Origin of the sequence: Microbacterium sp. NPDC057659 (genome assembly GCF_042799915.1) — a bacterium.
Lineage (GTDB): Bacteria > Actinomycetota > Actinomycetes > Actinomycetales > Microbacteriaceae > Microbacterium.
Genome location: NZ_JBHVHU010000001.1, coordinates 115,923 through 136,199, shown reverse-complemented (window position 1 = coordinate 136,199; position 20,277 = coordinate 115,923). Strand labels below are relative to the sequence as shown.

At 68.4% G+C, this 20,277-nt stretch carries 16 protein-coding genes; 1 reads left to right on the top strand and 15 read right to left on the bottom strand.

Features of this window, described 5'->3' with window-relative positions; translation table 11 throughout:
- Window positions 1-17 precede the first annotated feature (17 nt).
- The 8 genes from uvrC to ACFVAE_RS00635 are packed head-to-tail and all read right to left on the bottom strand — an operon-like array spanning window position 18 to window position 9,471.
- Window positions 18-1,931, bottom strand: coding sequence for an excinuclease ABC subunit UvrC (gene uvrC / locus ACFVAE_RS00670; RefSeq protein WP_378886995.1), 1,914 nt, complete (start codon window positions 1,929-1,931; stop codon window positions 18-20).
- Window positions 1,931-4,819: an excinuclease ABC subunit UvrA gene (gene uvrA / locus ACFVAE_RS00665; protein ID WP_378886994.1), complete on the bottom strand. Its 2,889-nt coding sequence runs from the start codon at window positions 4,817-4,819 to the stop codon at window positions 1,931-1,933. The genes uvrC and uvrA overlap by 1 nt, the downstream gene beginning before the upstream one ends.
- Before the next feature lie 46 nt (window positions 4,820-4,865).
- On the bottom strand, window positions 4,866-5,414 hold the full coding sequence (locus ACFVAE_RS00660) for a hypothetical protein (RefSeq protein WP_378886993.1): 549 nt from the start codon (window positions 5,412-5,414) through the stop codon (window positions 4,866-4,868).
- Entirely contained in the window at window positions 5,411-6,748 is a 1,338-nt protein-coding gene (locus ACFVAE_RS00655) for a DUF58 domain-containing protein (protein WP_378886992.1), read from the bottom strand. Before ACFVAE_RS00655 ends, ACFVAE_RS00660 begins: the two co-directional genes overlap by 4 nt.
- Before the next feature lie 7 nt (window positions 6,749-6,755).
- Window positions 6,756-7,757 (bottom strand): AAA family ATPase, encoded by a 1,002-nt coding sequence (locus ACFVAE_RS00650; protein WP_378886991.1) that lies wholly within the window; start codon window positions 7,755-7,757, stop codon window positions 6,756-6,758.
- On the bottom strand, window positions 7,758-8,246 hold the full coding sequence (locus ACFVAE_RS00645; protein ID WP_378886990.1) for a hypothetical protein: 489 nt from the start codon (window positions 8,244-8,246) through the stop codon (window positions 7,758-7,760).
- Window positions 8,243-8,977, bottom strand: a complete 735-nt coding sequence (locus ACFVAE_RS00640; protein WP_378886989.1) for a DUF4129 domain-containing protein — start codon at window positions 8,975-8,977, stop codon at window positions 8,243-8,245. The genes ACFVAE_RS00645 and ACFVAE_RS00640 overlap by 4 nt, the downstream gene beginning before the upstream one ends.
- A gap of 50 nt (window positions 8,978-9,027) precedes the next feature.
- Window positions 9,028-9,471: a MarR family winged helix-turn-helix transcriptional regulator gene (locus ACFVAE_RS00635; RefSeq protein ID WP_378886988.1), complete on the bottom strand. Its 444-nt coding sequence runs from the start codon at window positions 9,469-9,471 to the stop codon at window positions 9,028-9,030.
- A 45-nt stretch (window positions 9,472-9,516) separates the two neighbouring features.
- On the opposite strand from ACFVAE_RS00635, the gene ACFVAE_RS00630 reads away from it, so the two are divergent.
- Entirely contained in the window at window positions 9,517-9,759 is a 243-nt protein-coding gene (locus ACFVAE_RS00630; protein ID WP_378886987.1) for a hypothetical protein, read from the top strand.
- Window positions 9,760-9,771: 12 nt separating this feature from the next.
- Here the strand turns inward: ACFVAE_RS00630 and ACFVAE_RS00625 are convergent, their stop codons facing one another.
- The 7 genes from ACFVAE_RS00625 to rpsA form a co-directional block, all read right to left on the bottom strand.
- Complete coding sequence (locus ACFVAE_RS00625; RefSeq protein WP_378886986.1) at window positions 9,772-13,785, bottom strand: collagen binding domain-containing protein; 4,014 nt, start codon at window positions 13,783-13,785, stop codon at window positions 9,772-9,774.
- Window positions 13,786-13,908: 123 nt separating this feature from the next.
- On the bottom strand, window positions 13,909-14,235 hold the full coding sequence (locus tag ACFVAE_RS00620) for a TfoX/Sxy family protein (protein WP_378886985.1): 327 nt from the start codon (window positions 14,233-14,235) through the stop codon (window positions 13,909-13,911).
- Window positions 14,235-16,313 carry an excinuclease ABC subunit UvrB gene (gene uvrB, locus ACFVAE_RS00615; RefSeq protein WP_378886984.1) on the bottom strand — a complete coding sequence of 693 codons (2,079 nt, stop codon included), beginning with the start codon at window positions 16,311-16,313 and terminating at the stop codon, window positions 14,235-14,237. Before uvrB ends, ACFVAE_RS00620 begins: the two co-directional genes overlap by 1 nt.
- 62 nt (window positions 16,314-16,375) lie before the next feature.
- Complete coding sequence (locus ACFVAE_RS00610; protein ID WP_378886983.1) at window positions 16,376-16,942, bottom strand: hypothetical protein; 567 nt, start codon at window positions 16,940-16,942, stop codon at window positions 16,376-16,378.
- Between the two features lie 266 nt (window positions 16,943-17,208).
- A complete protein-coding gene (locus ACFVAE_RS00605; RefSeq protein ID WP_378886982.1) occupies window positions 17,209-17,790 on the bottom strand; it encodes a hypothetical protein in 582 nt (193 codons plus the stop codon).
- A gap of 153 nt (window positions 17,791-17,943) precedes the next feature.
- The gene (gene coaE, locus ACFVAE_RS00600) at window positions 17,944-18,546 is read right to left on the bottom strand and encodes a dephospho-CoA kinase (RefSeq protein WP_378886981.1); all 603 of its coding nucleotides are present in this window, start codon (window positions 18,544-18,546) and stop codon (window positions 17,944-17,946) included.
- Window positions 18,547-18,674: 128 nt separating this feature from the next.
- Window positions 18,675-20,129 (bottom strand): 30S ribosomal protein S1, encoded by a 1,455-nt coding sequence (rpsA, locus tag ACFVAE_RS00595; protein ID WP_116242992.1) that lies wholly within the window; start codon window positions 20,127-20,129, stop codon window positions 18,675-18,677.
- Window positions 20,130-20,277 lie beyond the last annotated feature (148 nt).

The window sequence follows — 20,277 nt, the reverse complement described above, 5'->3', positions numbered from 1 at the left end:
TTCCTTCGGGATCCAGCTTAGGCGTTTTCCACGGCTCCCTTCGAGAGCCGCGCCTGGATGCTGCGCGCGAGCGCGGGACCGATGCCCGAGACCTCCTGGATCTGCTCGGCGTCGGCGGCACGCAGCTTCGCGACCGAGCCGAAGTGCTTCAGCAGTGCCTTGATCCTGGCATCACCCAGCCCCGGCACCTCGGACAGCACCGTCGTGATGTCGCGACGGCGCCTGCGGCGCTGATGAGTGATCGCGAACCGGTGTGCCTCGTCACGGAGCCGCTGCACGAGATACAGCGCCTCGCTGGTGCGCGGCAGGATGACCGGGAAGTCGTCGCCGGGCAGCCAGATCTCCTCGAGTCGCTTCGCGATGCCGCACAGCGCGATCCCGGTCGCACCGCTGTCCCGAAGCGCCCTCTCCGCAGCCGCGACCTGCGGCTGCCCGCCGTCGACGATCAGCAGCTGCGGACGGTAGGCGAAGCGGGGACGCCTGGATCCGGCCCCTGAGCCCGACGAAGGGTCGACGACCTCGGCCGTCGGATCCGGGAGCGTCTCGGGGGCACTGTCGATGTGCGCGAGCCGGCGCATCAGCACCTGGTACATCGAGTCCGTGTCATCCGTCGTCTCGGCGATGTTGAACGACCGGTACTGGTCTTTGCGGGGCAGACCGTCCTCGAAGACCACCATCGAGGCAACCACGTTCGTGCCGCTCAGATGCGAGATGTCGTAGCACTCGATGCGCAGCGGCGCCTCGTCCATGCCGAGTGCTTCCTGCAGGTCGGTGAGGGCCTGCGTGCGCGCGACGTAGTCACTGGTGCGCTTGGTCTTGTGCCGGATCAGCGCCTGCGTGGCGTTCAGCGTCGCCGTGCGCATCAACTCGGCGCGCTGCCCGCGCTGGGCGACGGCGATCTCGACCTTCCGCCCGCGCTTCTCTCGCAGCCACTCCTCCAGCTCGACGGCGTCCTCGGGCAGCCAGGGCACCAGGATGCGACGCGGGATGTCGGTCGACTCGCCGTAGGCGCGCTGCAGCACCTGATCGACGAGCTCGGGGCCGGAGATGTCGATCTCCTTGTCGATCGCCGTGGCGCGCACACCGCGCACTCGGCCGCCACGGATCACGAAATGCTGCACGGCCGCGGAGAGCTCGTCCTCGGCGATGCCGAACAGGTCGGCGTCCTCGTCGGCCGCGAGCACCAGTGCGCTCTTGCCGAGCACGGCGTCGATCGAGGCGAGCTTGTCGCGGTACTTCGCCGCGGCCTCGTAGTCCATCGCGGCAGAGGCCTCCCGCATCCGCTTCGTGAGCTCGCGGGTGAAGCGCTCGTCACCGCCCTCCATGAACGCGATGAAGTCGTCGACCATCGCGCGGTGCTCCTCGATGGTGCACGTCATCGAGCACGGACCGCCGCACCGGCCGATCTGGCCGGGGAAGCACGGTCTGCCGGTCTGCATCGCCTTGCGATAGCTCGCGTCACTGCAGGTGCGGATCGGGAACGCCCTGATCATCAGCTCGATCGTGTCGTGCACCGCCCACACCTTGGGGAACGGACCGAAGTACTTCGCCCCCGGGATGCGCCGGTTGCGGGTCACGATCACACGTGGCGCCTCGTCGGCGAGCGTGATCGCCATGAACGGGTAGGACTTGTCGTCCTTGTAGCGCACGTTGAACGGCGGATCGAACTCCTTGATCCACATGTACTCCAGCTGGAGCGAGTCGACGTCGGTCGCGACGACGGTCCATTCCACGGATGCCGCCGTCGTGACCATCCGCCGCGTGCGCTCGTGCAGCGTGCGCAGCGGCGCGAAGTAGTTCGACAGCCGCTGACGCAGGTTCTTCGCCTTGCCGACGTAGAGCACCCGCCCGTCCGCGTCGCGGAACCGGTACACCCCGGGATCGGTCGGGATCTCGCCCGTGCGCGGCTTGTACGGAAGGACGTCCGCCATCAGCCGGCCTTGCGCGCGGCGCCCCCGAGACCGAGGACCTCGGCGAGGAACTGGCCGGTGTGGCTGCCCTCGACGCGTGCGATCTGCTCTGGTGTGCCCGTCGCGATGATCTCACCGCCACCGGAACCGCCCTCGGGGCCGAGGTCGATCACCCAGTCGGCGGACTTGATCACGTCGAGGTTGTGCTCGATCACGATGACGGTGTTGCCCTTGTCGACCAGGCCGTTCAGCACCTCGAGCAGCTTGCGCACGTCTTCGAAGTGCAGACCGGTGGTCGGCTCGTCGAGCACGTAGATCGACCGGCCGTTCGAGCGGCGCTGCAGCTCGGTGGCGAGCTTGACGCGCTGCGCCTCGCCGCCGGAGAGTGTGGTCGCCGACTGCCCGAGCCGCACGTAGCCGAGCCCCACGTCGACCAGGGTCTTCATGTAGCGGTGGATCGCCGGGATCGCCTCGAAGAACGACGCGGCCTCCTCGATCGGCATCTCGAGCACCTCGGCGATGTTCTTGCCCTTGTAGTGCACCGAGAGCGTGTCGCGGTTGTAGCGCTTGCCGTGGCAGACCTCGCAGTCGACGTACACGTCGGGCAGGAAGTTCATCTCGATCTTGATCGTGCCGTCTCCGGAGCACGCGTCGCAGCGGCCGCCCTTGACGTTGAAGCTGAACCGCCCGGGGAGGTAGCCGCGCACCTTGGCCTCGGGCGTCTCGCTGAACAGGGTGCGGATGCGGTCGAACACACCCGTGTAGGTGGCGGGGTTCGATCGCGGGGTGCGTCCGATCGGCGCCTGGTCGACATGCACGACCTTGTCGAGGTTGTCGAGACCGGTGACCCTGGTGTGCTTGCCCGGAACGGTGCGCGCACCGTTCAGCTTCGAGGCGAGCACCTGATACAGGATGTCATTGACCAGCGAGGACTTGCCCGAGCCGCTCACGCCGGTGACGGCGGTGAGCACGCCCAGCGGGAAGTCCGCGGACACGTTCTTCAGGTTGTTCTCGCGCGCGCCCACGACCCCGAGCATCCGCTTGCGATCGATGCGGCGGCGCTTGGCAGGCGTCGTGATCTCGCGGCGGCCGGCGAGGTAGTCGCCCGTGATCGAGTCCGTGTCGGCCAGCAGCGAGGTGTAAGGGCCCGAGTGCACGACCTCTCCCCCGCCGACGCCGGCACCGGGGCCGATGTCGACGACCCAGTCGGCGGCCTGGATGGTCTCCTCGTCGTGCTCGACCACGATCAGGGTGTTGCCCAGGTCTCGCAGCGTCTCGAGCGTCTCGATCAGGCGCCGGTTGTCGCGCTGGTGCAGACCGATCGACGGCTCGTCCAGCACGTACAGCACTCCGGTCAGCCCGGAGCCGATCTGCGTCGCCAGGCGGATGCGCTGCGCCTCACCGCCGGACAGAGAACCCGCAGAACGGCTCAGGTTGAGGTAGGCCAGGCCGACCTGCAGCAGGAAGTCGAGCCGCAGCCGGATCTCGCGCAGCACCTGCGCGGCGATCTTGGCCTCCCGGTCGGAGAGCACCAGGGTCTCCATGAAGTCGCGGGCGTCAGCAAGGCTGAGGTGAGAGACCTCCGAGATCGAGTGCCCGTGCACGAGCACGGCGAGCACCTCGGGGCGCAGACGATCGCCCTTGCAGACCGGGCACGGCACCTCGCGCAGGTATTCCGCCCAGCGCTGGCGCTGACTGTCGGACTCGGCCTGCATGTACTGCCGCTCGATGTAGGGCACCACGCCCTCGAAGCCCGACGTGTAGCGCATCTCGCGCCCGTACCGGTTCTTCCACTTGACGGTGACCTTGTAGTTGTCACCGCGCAGCACGGCCTCGCGCACATCGGAGTGCAGCTTATGCCAGGGGGTGTCGAGCGAGAAGTCCAGATCGTTCGAGAGACCCTCGAGCAGTCGCTCGTAGTACTGGAACAGGCCCTTGCCCTGCGTGGTCCAGGGGATGATGACGCCCTCGCGGATCGACAGCTCCTCGTCCCCCAGCATGAGGTCGACGTCGACGGACATCCGGGTGCCGAGACCCGAGCAGGCTGGGCACGCGCCGAACGGCGCGTTGAACGAGAACGTGCGCGGCTCGATCTCGGTGAGGGTGATCGGATGCCCGTTCGGGCAGGCCAGCTTCTCGGAGAAGGACTGCCAGGCGGCATCTCCCTCCTCGTCGACGAAGTTGACCTGCATGACGCCACCGGCGAGGCCGAGCGCGGTCTCGACCGAGTCGGTCACACGGCCGAGGATGTCACCGGCCGCCACGAGGCGGTCGACGACCACGGCGATGTCGTGCTTGTAGCTCTTCTTCAGCTTCGGCGGTTCGGCCAGCTGGATGAGGTCGCCGTCCACGATCGCACGCGAATAGCCCTTCGCGCCCAGCTCGCGGAACAGGTCGACGAACTCGCCCTTCTTCTGCGAGACCACAGGGGCGACGATCTGGTAGCGGGTGCGCTCCGGCAGCTCCATGAGCTGGTCGGCGATCTGCTGCACCGTCTGCCGCTGGATGCGCTCACCGCACTCGGGACAGTGCGGCACGCCGATGCGCGCCCAGAGCAGACGCATGTAGTCGTAGATCTCGGTGATCGTGCCGACCGTCGAGCGCGGGTTGCGGTTGGTGGACTTCTGGTCGATCGACACCGCAGGGCTGAGTCCCTCGATGAAGTCGACGTCCGGGCGATCGACCTGGCCGAGGAACTGGCGCGCGTAGGCGCTCAGCGACTCGACGTAACGACGCTGCCCCTCGGCGAAGATCGTGTCGAACGCGAGGCTGGACTTGCCGGAACCGGAGAGTCCGGTGAAGACGACCAGCGAGTCGCGGGGGATCTCGATGTCGACGTTCTTGAGATTGTGCACGCGGGCACCACGGACACTGAGTTTTCCTGAGCTGGCGACGGGAACAATGGGCACCAGACAAGTCTAGGAGGGGCCACCGACATCGGGCCCGGACGCCCTCTCAGGTGGCGCCGCCGGCATCCGCTCTGCGCAGCGCGCGCAGGGCGAACATGACACCTGCGAGCAGCATCACGGCGCCCAACGGCGCCAGCCATGCGATCGCCGTGCCCGCCGCGCCGGCGACCAGCACCGATCCGCCGAATGCGATCGGCTGCGCGATCAGCTGGATCACCGCGAACCTGCGCGCGCTGGGCAGCAGCGCCCGCAGCGCGACCTGCGAGCGCAGCGAAATGGTCAGGCCGATGCCGGCCAGCACGTGGATCGCGTGCACGAACAGCACCGCCAGCGCGGTGCGTGTCGGAGAAGGCTCAGTCACGAACAGACCGATCGGGACGCCGGCGGCGGCGACCCAGCCCACCATCGTGCGCGGCACCAAGACACTCGCGACGGCCGCCAGGATCGCGATCCCCCGCCACATCGGCAGTGGGATCACCGTGAACGCGGCCGCCACCGTCACGGCCACGAGGGCGAGGCGCACGATCGTCCCGGGTACGGATGCCGGCACCTGGAACATGTGCGGCCGGCGTCCGCGCAGCGAGAATCCGCTCATCGTCGCACCACCGTCCCGGTCGGCCGGCGGCCGCGCTGCAGCATCCGCAGCACGGCATCGGCATCGCCGCCGCGCCAGCTCAGCACGTCGACGCCGGCGCGGCGCAGCTCGCTGAGGATGTCGCTCTGTTCGGCGAGCAGGGTGCGGATGGCCAGCCGCTGCTCGCGGCTCAGCCGGGAGTCATCGGGCTCCGGCAGCACGTCGATCGCGACCACCGCATGGCCGGTCGCCCGCCACCGCGTCGCGAGCTCGGCTGCGGCGCCGTCGAAGAAGGTGGAGAGGACGAACACGATCGACCCCTGCGGCACCGGCGGCGTGCGGCGGTACCGGGAGCCGTCACCGCTGACCCCGGTGGCCGCGATCACGTCGCGCAGCCTGGCCAGGTACCGCGCACCCGCACCGCTGCGCAACGTGCGCCCGCCGGGCGCGAGCTCGTGGAACGCCACCCGGTCACCGGTCTCGATCGCCGCGGTGGCGATCGAGAGGGCGGCCTCCCGGGCGAGATCCAAGGAGGTCGTGCCGCTGTGCTCGATGCCGGCGGTGCCCCAGGTCGCGACCACCTCGCCGAGGTCGTCAGCGGTGTCGACCGCGATCACGACCGAGCTGTCGCTCAGCGCGTTGACCCGGCGGACGTAGAGCTCGCCAGGGGTGCGCGCCAGTCGCGCGGTCGCGCGCCAGTCCACCCGCCGCAACTCGTCACCCGGGGCGAAGGGATGGATGTCGCGGAAGTCGCCGCCCTGCCCTGGCTTGGCGCCCTCGTGGCCGCCATGCAGTCCCGTCAGTCGCGGTGCCACGGGGATCTCACGGAGCCTGCGCAGAGCGGGTGCGGCGTTCCATGTCAGCCGCACGTGCGGCGACGGTGCCGACACCCAGGCGCCGTCCATCGCGACACCCCGCGCCGTCACTTCGAGCAGCTCGATCGGCCCCGAATGACGCAGCCGGCTGCGCGTCCGCAGCGCACCGGCCGTGGGGGCGACCTCCGCCATCCCGGTCCGGCGCCCGGCCTGATCCACGGCGATCTGCACCCAGTCCGCGTCCGCCGCGATGTCGACTCGCGCGGTGACCTCGCCGGCGCGCTCGCCCGCGGCAGCCTCGAGCCCGACCGTCAGTTCTCCCTTCGACGGTCGACGCAGCAGCGCCCAGACGAACGCCAGTGCAAGCGGCAGCCCGACGGCGACCAGGTCGGGGCGGGAGGTGGCGAGCCCGGCCCCGGCCAGCAGCACAGCCCCTGCGAGCGCCACCGCGACCACAGGGGTGCGATGCCACGCCGGTGCGACGTGTGTGCCGGCCCGATCGCCGGTGCCCATCGCGATCCCGGCATCCTGCTCGCTCATGAGCGCATCATCGCGCCGGCGTTCCGGCGGATGCCGCGCTCGGCGTGCCGGCGATGGTCGGCGGAACGGGGGTCTGTGCGACCACCGCCGCCACGATCGAGGCCGGATCAACTCCCTGCGCCCATGCCTGCGGTGTCAGGGTCAGGCGATGGGCCAGCACCGGCTCGGCGATGCGCTTGATGTCGTCGGGACGCACGTACGAACGCCCGTCCAGAGCCGCGAGCGCGCGGCCGACGAGTACCAGCGCCTGCGAGCCGCGCGGCGAGGCGCCGACGGCGACGTTCGTCGCTGCGCGGGTGGCGCGCACGAGGTCGACGCAGTACCGCGCGACGTCGGGATCGACGTGGATGCGCTCGACGGCGGCCTGCAGGGCGAGCAGACCCTCCGCGTCGATCACGGTCTCGACCGGCGCATCCGGCGTCTGCCGCTGCACGCGATCGAGGATGATCCGAGTCTCACCCTCCGCGCTCGGGTAGCCCACCGACAGCCGGACCATGAAGCGGTCCAGCTGGGCCTCCGGCAGAGCGTATGTGCCCTCGTACTCGATCGGGTTCGAAGTGGCGATCACGTGGAACGGCGCGGGCAGCGGGAACCTGTCGCCTTCGACGGTGACCTGCCGCTCGGCCATGGCCTCGAGCATCGCGGACTGGGTCTTGGGCGTCGTGCGGTTGATCTCGTCTGCGAGCAGCAGTCCGGTGAAGATCGGTCCGGGGCGGAATCGGAACTCTCCCGTCGCGGGCGCGTAGACGTAAGACCCCGTGACGTCGCCGGGAAGCATGTCCGGCGTGCACTGCAGGCGGCGGAAGTCCAGGCCGAGGGCGGTGGCGATGCTGCGCGCGGCGAGTGTCTTGCCGAGGCCGGGCACGTCTTCGAAGAGCACGTGCCCGCCCGCCAGGATCGCGGCGAGGGCGACAGTGAGCGGGCCGTCCATACCCACCACCGCGCCGCGGATGCTGTCCAGCACACGGCGGCCGATGTCCTCGATCCGGGTGATCTCGTCGGTGTCCATCTATCTCTCCTGACTCGCCGTGCCGGCGCTGGACGTGGGAATACGGTCGACGGCGTCGAGGACCAGCTCGATGTCCCTGCGGCGCACCTCACGGCGGCCGAACACCTCCCGGACATCGCGACCGACGAGGGCGTCGATCCGTTCGAAGTCGGCCTGGTCGTCGAGGTCGAGACCGTGGCGCGCGAGGCGCCGGCGCAGCACCTGCTGCACCCGTGCGACGAGGACATGACCCACGATTCCGGTCCGCGGGTTGACCGACCACGCCAGCCGTGAGACGTCCGAGCCGCGCTGAAGCACCGTCCGCTGCTCGGGCGGCCACATCCCGCCATCGTCGACGAACGGCTGCTGGAAGGCCAGCACGACGACACCGACGATCAGCAGCCAGGCGAGCGTGAACTCCACCGGGCTCCCGAGCCAGGTCATGATCGTCAGCACGATGCTGGCGGCGACGAGCACGCCGATCGTGCCGAGGATGATCCGTCCCCTCATCGCCACTCCTCGTCGAGACGCTCGAGCAGGTCGCGGGCGGCCCGGCGATCCGCGTCGTCGGCGACGTGGCCGCCGTATCGCACCCGCTCGTAGAGGTCGACGAGTGCGCTGACGTCGCGCTCCGTGGACGCACGCCGGGCGATGATGCGCAGGGTGTACTCGCGCGGCGTCTCGCTGGCCGCACGCGCGACGCCGGAGTCTGCGGCCGTCTGCTCGAGCCCCACCCAGGCGGCGATGATCGCGTCGCCCGGGTCTCGGGACTCGCCGATGACGTCGATCGCAGCGGCGATGCCGCGGCGGATCGCGGCAGCGGCGGCGACGGGTGCTTCGGCTCCGGCTGCCGGAACGCCGTCGATCTCGGTACCGTCCCTGCGCCGCAGCGGCCGATCCCGCCACAGCTCGCGAAGCCTCCGGACGACGATCACGATCACCAGCACGACGAGCGCGAGCACCGCCAGACAGACGATGACCGTCAGGATGATGACGATGATCCTCCCCAGCAGATCGTCGCGCTCTGGCATCTTGATCGGTCCGTCCGTGACCGTGGGCTCCGGCTCGGGCGTCTGCTCGACCGCGTCGCCGGTCCCGAAGTCGACGGCCCGGAACCTCGGCAGCCCCTGCAGCCCGGCGACCAGCATGATGACCACGAGCAGACCGGACGCCAGCGCGCCGGCGATCACCGTTCGCGTCGCTCCCGTGCGCCCTTCAGGACGACGGGAGCCACGGTGCATGTCTCCACCCTAGGGCTCCCGCAACGGGCCCCCGACCGTCTGTGGAGAACTCAGAGCTCGTCCGGACGGCGCCCGGCGAACGGTGCGAGGCCGTCGCGGAGCGCCACGACCTGCTCGACGTCCATGCCCACGCGCGCCATCACCTGGCGAGGTACGTCGAGGGCCCGCTCCCGGAGCGCCCTCCCCTCCTCGGTGAGATCGATGTCGAGCCGACGCTCGTCCTCGACGCTGCGCGCCCTGTGCACCAGCCCGTCCTTCTCCAGTCGTTTGATCAGCGGCGAAGCCGTCGCCGGATCGAGGGCGAGGTCGGCGGCGAGGTCCTGCAGCGAGCGGGGCGAGCGCTCCCAGAGCGCCAGCATCGCCAGATACTGCGGATGCGTCAGGCCGAGAGGCTCGAGGATGGGTCGATACACCGAGACCACATTGCGCGCGGCTGTCACCAGCGCGAAGCAGAGCTGGTTCTCGAGGCGCAACAGGTCATCGGTCTCGGACATGCCCCGATTCTACACTTCACGCAAATAGTTAGTACACTAAGAAACATGACGAAGGATTCTGACCACGTCCCGCTGCGCGCCCGGATCAAGGAGGCGGGCGGCCTGTACGCGTGGTTCAACAGCAGGCTGATCAAGCTCGCAGGTCCCGCATCCGTCGGTCCCTATGAGCCGACGCCCCCGCCGAGCGCCGCCGAGCGTGCGGAGCGCGGATGCCCGCTGTGCGGCGCGCCGATGAATCAGCACGAGATCGACAGGAGCGGGCCGAAGCCGCTCATGCACTGCCCCTGAGCGCTCCCGCGCTCAGAGCTCCGCGGCGCCGTCGCTGTGGCGCTCACGGCGGCGTAGGACCAGCAGGATGCCCGTGACGAGAAGCCCGAGAGCGATCAGACCCAGCGGCCCGGCCACGTAGCCCGTCGCGGGAAGCCCACCGTCCCCACCGGCGGCAGGAGGCGACGTCGGCCCCGGTGAGGGCGGTCCCGACGTGGGCATCACCGGCGAGGTGGGCGTCGGTGTCGGCCCCGGTCCTTCGTTCTGCACGTTCGTGAACGTGCAGAACACCGTCTCGCCGAGGTCGAGCGCGATCACGGCGCTTGCCCCGTCAACGTGCACCGGTGTCTCCGCACCCGTGCAGGCGATGCCCTGGAGTTCCCAGCCGTCCTTGCCCGCTTCGGTCACGCGGTAGGCGCCTGGCTTCAGAGGATCGGTCCGGAAAGGGGTCGACGCATCCGTCAGGGCGAAGGTGTCGGACGGGCCGCTGTCCGGCCCCCACTCGAAGTCGAAGCTGTCGTCGGCGCCCGCCGGGATCGTCGACTTGTCCACCACGATCATGCCCCAGGCACCGTTGGTGAACGTGCACGTGACAGTCTCTCCAGGATCGAGCACGATCGACCCGACCAGGTCGTCCACCGTCGACGGCATGCCATCCGCATCACTGTCCACGCAGACCAGGTCGGTCGTGTCGTAGCCGCCCTCCTGGAGCTCGGAGACCGTGTAGTCACCGGGCTCGATGTGATCGAACACCTTCAGTCCGGTGCCGTCGGTCGTCTTGATCGAGAACTCTGGCGAGTCCAGCCAGTCACCGCGGAAGGAGAACCTGCCGTCGGGTCCGCCGACCGCCTTGGCGATGACGATGCTGCCGTATGCCGTGTTCGCTGCGGTGCAGGCACCGACATCGCCCGGCTTCACGGAGAAGTCGCTGAGATCCTCGATGTCGTACGCGGCGCTGCCGTCCCCCGGCGTGATCCTGCAGGTCAGCGGCCCTTCGACCCAGTCCGGGCCGTCCGTCTCCACCAGCGAGTACCGGACACCGGGGATGATCGGCGGGAGCGCCACGACGCCCTTGCCGCCCTCAGTCGTGACCGCAGTCAAGATCGGGTCGATCGCGTGATCGAGGTCGGTGAGCACGAACTCGAAATTGCCGTCGCCCCCTGCCGCGGTCTTGGTCAAGGTGCCGGTGCCCGCGGTCGCCTGATTGGTGAACGTGCAGTCGAGCTGCGCGCCGACCGGCGCGGTGAACTGAAGCCCAGCCGCATCCGGGTTCTCGTCCGTGGTCCCGGTGCAGGCGACGCCGACGGTCCATCCGCCGCTCACGGCCTCGGTGATCGAGTAGGTGCGGCCCGGGATCAGGCCCGCCCAGCTGACTGTTTCACCGGACTGCCCTGTGCCGGACACGGTCTTCGTGCCACCCTGGCCAGTAGGGACGGGGCTGATGCTGAGGTCGAACGACCAGTCGTAGTCGGCGCCGATGCCGGCCGCCACTTTCGCGACACTGATCGAGGATGTCTCAGCCGTGTTCTGGACGGAGCAGGCGATGCTCTGACCGGGGGCCGCGGCGAACTGGAATCCGGCTCGCAAAGGGTCGGCGTCTTCCAGACCGTCGCACACGATGTCTCCCCTGGTCCACCCGGCTGGTGCGCTGCCGGTCTCTCGAAGGGTGTACGTGGTTCCCGGCACCAGTTCGCCCCAGCCCGCCGTCGGCGCGGCTGTCGTCACGGTGCGCGCCATCACGCTGCCGTCCGGGGCGACGAGGTCGAAGCCGAACGCCCAGTCGAATGCGGGGTCGGCGCCCTGCACCGACTTCGTGACGGCCAGGCTCGCCGGATCCGCCCGGTTGGTGAAGAAGCAGACCACGGCCTCGGTGAAGTCGAGATCGATCACAGCACCGCGTCCGTCCGCGCTCTCGGTCCAGTCGGCACCGTTGCAGTCGACCCCGTCGAGGGCCCAGCCGTCGACGTCCGCCGGCTCGCTGACCGTGTACCTCCCCGGTGTGAGCCCCGTGAACGACCGCAGCGCGACGTTCGGCGGCGTCGAGTTCCCGTTCAGCCTGAACGGGATCGCGTCGCCTTCCGGCGGAGTGAATTCGAAGTCGAACAGCTGATCCTGCTCGACCGGGAGGGTGCGCTTGATCACGGCGATCGAGCCGGGGGTGCTGTTCGTGAAGAAGCAGTTCACCGTCTCGCCCGGTTTCACGGACAGGCCGATGGTGCGCGTTGCGGTGTCTCCCGTGTGGTCGGCACCGCCGTATGTGCACGACAGGTCGGCGAGCAGAGTCGGCGGGGTCGCGGCATCCGTCTTCTCGGTGATGCTGTAGTCGCCGGGCGGAACGTTCCCGAACGTCTTCTCGTAGAGCGTGCCATCACCGTTCGGGACGGCGATGTCGAAGGCCTCGCCCCCTGGCAGATCGCTGGTGAACGAGAAGGTGCGCCCGTCGACTCCGTGCGCCTCCTTCGAGATCACCACGGTGCCGAGCTGGGTGTTGGTGTACGTGCAGGTGATGTTCTGGCCGGCGGTCGGCGTCACCGTCGTCGACCGCCCGTCGACCGTCGACGGCGCATCGCAGGAGATCTCCGGTGTCTGCCAGCCGGGCGACTCCGCCTCAGTGATGGTGGTCGCCTGGCCGACGGGAACGGCGAACGACTGCCGCTGACCGTTGCCCAGCGAGAACGTGTCCTGTCCTGTGACGTCGAACCCGAACGTCTGGGACGAGTCGGCGGGCAGCGTGCGCTTCTCCACGGTGACGACAGCCGCTTCGTTCGTGATCACGCACTCCGTGGTGTTCTGCGCCGACACGGGGAAGGCATCGTCGGGCCCTCTGATCACGAACTCCTGCGCTGCCCCGCCCTCGAGCGGGATCGCCGTGCAGACCAGCGACTGCAGGGCCCATGGCGGCGGGATCGATGTCTCGTCGATGTGGTACGACGAACTCGCGAGCACCCCGGTGTAGGTCTTCGTCTGCTCCGCCGTGAGCGTGTCGGTGATCGTGTCGACCACGGGCGGACCAGGGATCACCGGCCCGCCGTCGCGCGTCACGGTGAAACCGAACTGGTCGTCAGGGGCGATCTGACCGGGGACCGTGGCCTTGGTGACCTTGAGCGTTCCGCAGTTCGCCAGGGTCATCCGGTCGTCGCCGTGGTCGGCGAAGTCCTGGATGTTCGCCTGCGGCGAGTTACCCGTGCGTGTGAACATCTCCGAGACGCCGAACGAGATGCACTCGTCCGGCGTGAACACCCCGGCGCTGTTGAGATCGATCGCGAACTCGCCGAACGTCTCCGCCCTCTGATTCGTGTAGGCGGGCCAGCCGCCGCTGTTCGGGCGGACGCCGACGGCCCAGTCGAAGTCGACGACGGGCCCGTTCGCGACCCATGTACCGGGGCCGACCTCGTTGGCGCAGCGGTCGTTCGCCGTGGGCTGCCACCGCAGCACGCGCGCGGTGGTCGGTGAGCCGGACTCGTAGTCGAACTCGAGCAGCACGTCATCGCATCGTCCGGGCCCGGGGCCCTCGAGGTGCTGGAAGATGCTGACCTGGCCCGCCCCGTCGTACCGGGTCCAGGCGCCGTAGAGCACGAAGTGCCGGCTGCCGTCCGGTTGGGTGACGAGTTCGAGGCCGTAGGTGGAGCTGCAGAGGTCGCCCTGTCCGTTCGGCTTCGCCGTACCGGGCAGCCACGGGTTGGTGTTCGGGTTCTGGCTGGGCGGGGCGCCGCTTGCCTCGGCGCCGACGTTGCAGGCTTTGTCGGACTGACCGTTGTCCCAGGCGAACGCCCCTTGGAAAACCCCCGTAGACCGTCCGCCCTGTGCTGTCGTGTAGCCGCCGGTCGGCACGAAGGTGAAGTCGCCGTTCGGCTGGATGTCGGTGATGAAGTTGGCCCAGTTGAACGTCTCGGGCGGATTCCCCGGTGTGAAGGTTCCGTCGATGATCATGCCGGTCTTCAGCCCGGACGGCTGGAGGGTGGCGGCGCTGGCGGGCGCGGCGAGTCCGAGAGGCACGATGAGGGCGGCGATCACGGTGGCGACGGTGACGAGTGCCTTTTCGCGCATCCGTCGACAGCGCGGCGATCTCGCCGTGCCGCCATCGAGCCGTCTCCCCCGACCGTGGATGCGCACGAGGCTCACCGTATCGAAGTCCTCGATCGCGCGACACCCCTCTTTCCGGGTGCCCGCTCAGTCGCGGGGCAGCTCCTCCCGCGCGATGTCGAGCCACGCGACCAGTTCGGCATCGTCGGCGAGTGCTTCGGATGCGACGTCGAGCCAGTTCGCACTCATGGTCCGTCCGCCCATCCGAGCCCTTGACACACCTGGACGCAGGAGCAGTTCCGCGCTGTGCTCCGATTCGACGCGCAGCAGCAGGATGCCGCCCTTGCGCGCCCCGACGAGGATCCTGCCGCCCTGCAGAAAGGCCCTGCTGCCGAACATCCGCCGTTCTTCGAGGCCCTCGGCGCCGAGGAGCGCACGGATCCGATCGGCGAGTTCGGTGCCGGCAGCATCCATCAGGCGTGCCCGGCCCGCTCCATGGCACGGAGCTCCTTCTTGAGGTCCTGCACCTCGTCGCGCAACCGCGCGGCGAGCTCGAACTTGAGCTCTTCGGCGGCGGCGAGCATCTGCCCTGAGAGGTCTTCGATCGTGGCCTCGAGCTGTTCGGCACCCTCGGCGGCGATACCCTCGCGACGCAGGTTCGGCGTCGGGGACTTGCCCTTACCGCTCTTGGCGCTCTTGCCGCGGCCGGCCTTCATGCTGGCCGTGTCGGCTGCTTCGCGGGCGAGCACCTCGGTGATGTCGGCGATGCGCTTGCGCAGCGGTTGCGGGTCGATGCCGTTGGCCTTGTTGTAGGCGACCTGCTTCTCGCGGCGGCGCTCGGTCTCCTCAATCGCGTTGCGCATCGAGTCGGTCATGTTGTCGGCGTACATGTGCACCTCACCCGACACGTTTCGGGCTGCACGACCGATGGTCTGGATGAGCGAGGTGCCGGAGCGCAGGAAGCCCTCCTTGTCGGCGTCGAGGATGGCGACGAGCGAGACCTCGGGCAGGTCGAGCCCCTCGCGCAGCAGGTTGATGCCGACCAGCACGTCGTACACACCGGCACGCAGTTCGGTGAGCAGCTCGACGCGGCGCAGGGTGTCGACGTCGGAGTGCAGGTAGCGCACCTTGACGCCGTGCTCGCCGAGGAAGTCGGTGAGCTCCTCCGCCATCTTCTTGGTCAGGGTGGTGACGAGCACGCGCTCGTCGCGCTCGACGCGGATGCGGATCTCCTCGAGCAGATCGTCGATCTGCCCCTTGGACGGCTTGACGACGATCTCGGGATCGACGAGGCCGGTCGGACGGATGATCTGCTCGACCACGCCGTCGGCGATGCCCATCTCGTACTTGCCGGGCGTGGCGGAGAGATACACGGTCTGCCCGATGCGGTTTTTGAACTCGTCGAAGCGCAGCGGCCTGTTGTCCATCGCGCTCGGCAGCCGGAAGCCGTGCTCGACGAGGGTGCGCTTGCGCGAGGCGTCTCCCTCGTACATCGCACCGATCTGCGGCACGGTGACGTGCGACTCGTCGATGACGAGCAGGAAGTCGTCGGGGAAGAAGTCGAGCAGGGTGTGCGGCGGCTCGCCGGCCTCGCGTCCATCGAGGTGCCGCGAGTAGTTCTCGATGCCGCTGCAGAACCCGAGCTGCTGCAGCATCTCGAGGTCGAAGGTCGTGCGCATGCGCAGCCGCTGGGCCTCGAGCAGCTTGCCCTGGCGCTCGAGCTCGGCGAGCCGGTCTGCGAGCTCGGCCTCGATCGTGCCGATGGCGCGCTGCACGACGTCGGTGCCGGCCACGTAGTGCGACGCAGGGAAGATCGGCACGGCGTCGAGCTTGGAGACGACCTCGCCGGTGAGCGGATGCAGCGAGTACAGCGCCTCGATCTCGTCGCCGAACAGCTCGATGCGGATCGCGTGCTCCTCATAGACCGGGATGATCTCGATCGTGTCGCCGCGGACGCGGAAGTTGCCGCGCGAGAAGTCGACGTCGTTGCGGTTGTACTGCATCGAGATGAACTGCCGGATGAGGGCGTCGCGGTCATACCGCTCCCCCACCTGCAGGGCGACCATCGCGCGCAGGTACTCCTCCGGCGCGCCCAGGCCGTAGATGCAGGAGACCGTGGAGACCACGACCACGTCGCGCCGGCTGAGCAGCGAGTTGGTCGTGGAGTGCCGCAGCCGCTCGACCTCGGCGTTGATCGAGGAGTCCTTCTCGATGAAGGTGTCCGTCTGCGGGACGTACGCCTCCGGCTGGTAGTAGTCGTAGTAGCTGACGAAGTACTCGATCGCGTTGTTGGGCATGAGCTCGCGGAACTCGTTGGCCAGCTGCGCGGCGAGCGTCTTGTTGTGCGCCATGACCAGTGTCGGACGCTGCACCTGCTCGATGAGCCAGGCCGTTGTCGCCGACTTTCCGGTACCGGTCGCGCCGAGCAGCACGACGTCTGTCTCACCGGCGTTGATGCGCGCGGCGAGCTCGGCGATCGCCTGCGGCTGATCGCCCGCGGGCGCGTACTCGCTGATGACCTCGAACGGGCGGACCGAACGCGTGGGTTGCATACCTCAAGCCTACGAGGGGCCACCGACGTCGGCGTCGGTGGCCCCTCGATCGTCGGCCCCGCTCAGGCCGAGGGACCGACCCAGGGACCGGCGCCGCCTGGCTGGGCGTCGTTGATCAGGCCCTCGATCTCGAAGCGTCCGTCTGCCGAGACGGCCGTGGCCGTGATGCTGATCGTGTTCGCGGCGGGCTGTGCGGTGCCTGCGTTGTACAGCAGGTTCCAGCCCTTGAGGAACTGGCCACCGCCGCAACCCACGAAGGTCTGCACCGAGGTCAGCACGACAGTGCTCGACGATGTGCTCGCGCTCCACACCGCGTCGGTGCCGAACAGCGTCGAGTTCGCGAGCGAGAAGTCCGGTGTCCCTGTGTAACTGACTGTGACAGTGATCGTGAAAGGCAGCCCGGTGTACTCGTTCGAGTTCGTCTCCCCGTTGCAGTCGACCCACATCGAGGAGGCGTTGATGGTCTGCGACGAGATGAAGCCGGAGCTCTCATGGAATCCGCCGATCACCGTGGGTTCCCCGCTGGCGGCATGGGCGGGGACGGCCGTGGCGACGGCGATCACGGGCAGCGACCATGCCGCTCCCTTGAGTACGGTGCGGCGCGAAAGGGCGGACTTCTGCTTCGGCATTGCGGCTCCTGCTTGTCGGGTGGCACGCGGAACCGGGTCGGACCCGCGCAACTGGCGCAGGGCACGCGAAAACGACCGGCGGCTGCCGATCGCGAAGATCCCCAGAATCACTTCCCCAAGATCCCCAAGACATGCGGCTCCCCCCGAGCGCACACATCTCCCCTCCCTCGAAGCTAACAAGGAAGGGCCCAATCAGGCAAATCTCACGAGCGAGTCAGCCTCTACCCGAGATCGACGTCACAAGCCGCGTCGTCTCAGGCGTGATCTCAGCAGTTCGGCGGAATCTCTCGCGGCCCGACGATCGGAGACTGACCGAAGGTGGGCGAGCAGGGCGTCTGGTCCACCAACGGCGAGATCACGTACTGGCCGTCCTCGCTGACGGCCACGCCTTGGATCGAGATGGAATCCGGTCCGGGATCTGCCTGACTCTGGTTGAACGAGAGAGCGATCGGCGGAAACTGCGCAGATCCTTCCCCACAGCCGTTCGGCGTCTGGGTCGCTGTGAGGACGATCTGGTCGTCCGTGACAGTCATCGCCCACCCTGGGCTCTGGTTCACCGTCGGGACGAAGGTGAAGTCGGGGTTCGACCCGGTGTACGAGATGGTGACCGTGGCAGTGTACGGCTGCTGCATCGGCGACGTCTGCCCGTCGGTGCAGTCCACGTACATTCCCGACATGCTGACGGTCTGGTTCGTGATGTTCGCGGAGGATTCATTGAACTGACCGACGTTCACGTCACCGCTGGCCGCCTGCGCGGGCACCGCCGTCGTCACTGCAACGACGGGTACCGACCATGCGGCCCCCTTCAGCACGGTACGCCGAGAGACTCCGCTTTTCGGATCCGTCATCCGGTCGATCCCCTCTACATTCACAAGGTCTGAGCGCACTCACCCGGGTGTAGCACAGTCCATCAGACTACCAGCGGCCCGACGGGCTCTCGGCAGGAGCGATGACTTCGATGCCGTCACGGTCGGCAGATCAGATACCAGATCGCCTTGCGATCAGTCCGGGACCGCCACCCGCTCCCACGCCAGATCGACCTGCTGCTGGGTCTGCTCAAGTGTCCCGGACGTGTCGATCACGACATCCGCGATCGCTCGTCGCTCGTCATCCGACACCTGCGAGGCGACGCGCGCGCGGGCGGCCTCCTCCGTCATGCCCCGCAGCTCCACCAGCCGGCGGATGCGCAGCTCGGCCGGGGCATCGGCGACGATGATGAGGTCCCACGGATCGTCCACGCGGGCCTCGACGAGCAGCGGCACGTCGTAGACGACCACCGCGCTGGGATCAGCCGCGAACGCGGCGGCGAACCGGCGGGCCGACTCCTGCTTGACCGCGGGATGCACGATGTCGTTCAGCCTCGCCAGCGCGGCGTCGTCGCCGAACACGCGGCCGCCGAGGGCCGCCCGGTCCAGGGAGCCGTCAGCCAGCAGCATCCGGTCGCCGAACTCGGCCGCGATCGCGTGCAGCACCGGAGATCCGGCCGACTGCACGTCACGCACGATCTGGTCGGCGTCGACGACGACCGCGCCGAGCTCGGCGAGACGGGATGCGATGGTCGACTTGCCTGAGGCGATGCCTCCGGTCAGAGCGATGAGCGGCATGGGAACCATCCTCGCATCTGAGGACGCTCGTCTCGTTTCACGCACTCGATGACCCGAGCGCGGAAACGCGGAACGGGCCGCCCCTCTCCATCGTGAGAGGTGACGACCCGTTCCGTCGTGATCAGTGATCAGCTGTTGCCGCCGGAGAGCTTCTCGCGCAGAGCGGCGAGAGCCTCGTCGTCGGCGAGCGTGCCGGCACCGGCCGACTCGCTCGAGAAGGTCGAACCACCGAAGTCGTCGCCCGCGGCGGCCTCGGCCTCTGCGGCCTTGAGGACCTGAGCCTTGTGCGCCTCCCAGCGAGCCTGGGCAGCGGCGTACTCCTGCTCCCATGCCTCGCGCTGGGCGTCGAAGCCTTCCTTCCACGCACCGGTCTCGGCGTCGAAGCCCTCGGGGTACTTGTACTCGCCGTTCTCGTCGTACTCGGCGAGCATGCCGTACAGGGCCGGGTCGAACTCGGTGCCGTAGGGGTCGACCGACTCGTTGGCCTGCTTCAGCGACAGCGAGATGCGACGACGCTCGAGGTCGATGTCGATGACCTTGACGAAGACCTCTTCGCCCACCGAGACGACCTGCTCGGCCAGCTCGACGTGCTTGCTGGACAGCTCCGAGATGTGCACGAGGCCCTCGATGCCGTCGGCGACGCGAACGAACGCACCGAACGGAACGAGCTTCGTGACCTTGCCCGGGGTGACCTGGCCGATGGCGTGGGTGCGGGCGAAGACCTGCCACGGGTCCTCCTGGGTCGCCTTCAGCGACAGCGAGACGCGCTCGCGGTCCAGGTCGACCTCGAGGATCTCGACGGTGACCTCCTGGCCGACCTCGACGACCTCGGAGGCGTGCTCGATGTGCTTCCACGACAGCTCGGAGACGTGCACGAGGCCGTCCACACCGCCGAGGTCGACGAACGCACCGAAGTTGACGATCGACGACACGACGCCCTTGCGGACCTGGCCCTTGTGCAGGTTGTTGAGGAACGTGGTGCGCGACTCGGACTGCGTCTGCTCGAGCAGAGCGCGGCGCGAGAGCACGACGTTGTTGCGGTTCTTGTCCAGCTCGAGGATCTTGGCCTCGAGCTCCTGGCCCAGGTACGGGGTCAGGTCGCGGACCCGACGCAGCTCGATGAGCGACGCCGGGAGGAAGCCACGCAGGCCGATGTCGACGATGAGGCCGCCCTTGACGACCTCGATGACGGTGCCGGTGACGACGCCGTCGTTCTCCTTGATCTTCTCGACGTCGCCCCAGGCGCGCTCGTACTGCGCACGCTTCTTGGAGAGGATCAGACGGCCTTCCTTGTCCTCCTTCTGGAGAACGAGGGCCTCGACCTTGTCGCCGACGGAGACGACCTCGTTGGGGTCGACGTCGTGCTTGATGGAGAGCTCGCGGGAGGGGATGACGCCCTCGGTCTTGTAGCCGACGTCGAGCAGAACCTCATCGCGGTCGATCTTGACGATCGTGCCCTCGATGATGTCGCCGTCGTTGAAGAACTTCAGAGTCTTCTCGACCGCGGCCAGGAAGTCCTCGGCAGATCCGATGTCGTTGATCGCGACCTGCTTGGTGGCCGGGGCGGTCGTTGCGCTAGTCATGTAGTGGGTTGTCCTTGTTGATGGATGATCGGGCCTCGGAGCACGGCCGTGCACGGCCGGTTGATCGCTGCGAGGCGAATGAGTGGTGATTTCTGCCACGAGGGCACACAGACGCGTGCCACGAGTGACGCTTCAGGTTACCAGATCC

Bases quoted from the DNA above. Each gene is read 5' to 3' on its own strand.
- uvrC (WP_378886995.1), bottom strand. From the start codon at position 1,931: ATGGCGGACGTCCTTCCGTACAAGCCGCGCACGGGCGAGATCCCGACC.
- ACFVAE_RS00660 (WP_378886993.1), bottom strand. From the start codon at position 5,414: ATGAGCGGATTCTCGCTGCGCGGACGCCGGCCGCACATGTTCCAGGTG.
- ACFVAE_RS00655 (WP_378886992.1), bottom strand. From the start codon at position 6,748: ATGAGCGAGCAGGATGCCGGGATCGCGATGGGCACCGGCGATCGGGCC.
- ACFVAE_RS00650 (WP_378886991.1), bottom strand. From the start codon at position 7,757: ATGGACACCGACGAGATCACCCGGATCGAGGACATCGGCCGCCGTGTG.
- ACFVAE_RS00645 (WP_378886990.1), bottom strand. From the start codon at position 8,246: ATGAGGGGACGGATCATCCTCGGCACGATCGGCGTGCTCGTCGCCGCC.
- ACFVAE_RS00640 (WP_378886989.1), bottom strand. From the start codon at position 8,977: ATGCACCGTGGCTCCCGTCGTCCTGAAGGGCGCACGGGAGCGACGCGA.
- ACFVAE_RS00635 (WP_378886988.1), bottom strand. From the start codon at position 9,471: ATGTCCGAGACCGATGACCTGTTGCGCCTCGAGAACCAGCTCTGCTTC.
- ACFVAE_RS00630 (WP_378886987.1), top strand. From the start codon at position 9,517: ATGACGAAGGATTCTGACCACGTCCCGCTGCGCGCCCGGATCAAGGAG.
- ACFVAE_RS00625 (WP_378886986.1), bottom strand. From the start codon at position 13,785: ATGCGCGAAAAGGCACTCGTCACCGTCGCCACCGTGATCGCCGCCCTC.
- ACFVAE_RS00620 (WP_378886985.1), bottom strand. From the start codon at position 14,235: ATGGATGCTGCCGGCACCGAACTCGCCGATCGGATCCGTGCGCTCCTC.
- uvrB (WP_378886984.1), bottom strand. From the start codon at position 16,313: ATGCAACCCACGCGTTCGGTCCGCCCGTTCGAGGTCATCAGCGAGTAC.
- ACFVAE_RS00610 (WP_378886983.1), bottom strand. From the start codon at position 16,942: ATGCCGAAGCAGAAGTCCGCCCTTTCGCGCCGCACCGTACTCAAGGGA.
- ACFVAE_RS00605 (WP_378886982.1), bottom strand. From the start codon at position 17,790: ATGACGGATCCGAAAAGCGGAGTCTCTCGGCGTACCGTGCTGAAGGGG.
- coaE (WP_378886981.1), bottom strand. From the start codon at position 18,546: ATGCCGCTCATCGCTCTGACCGGAGGCATCGCCTCAGGCAAGTCGACC.
- rpsA (WP_116242992.1), bottom strand. From the start codon at position 20,129: ATGACTAGCGCAACGACCGCCCCGGCCACCAAGCAGGTCGCGATCAAC.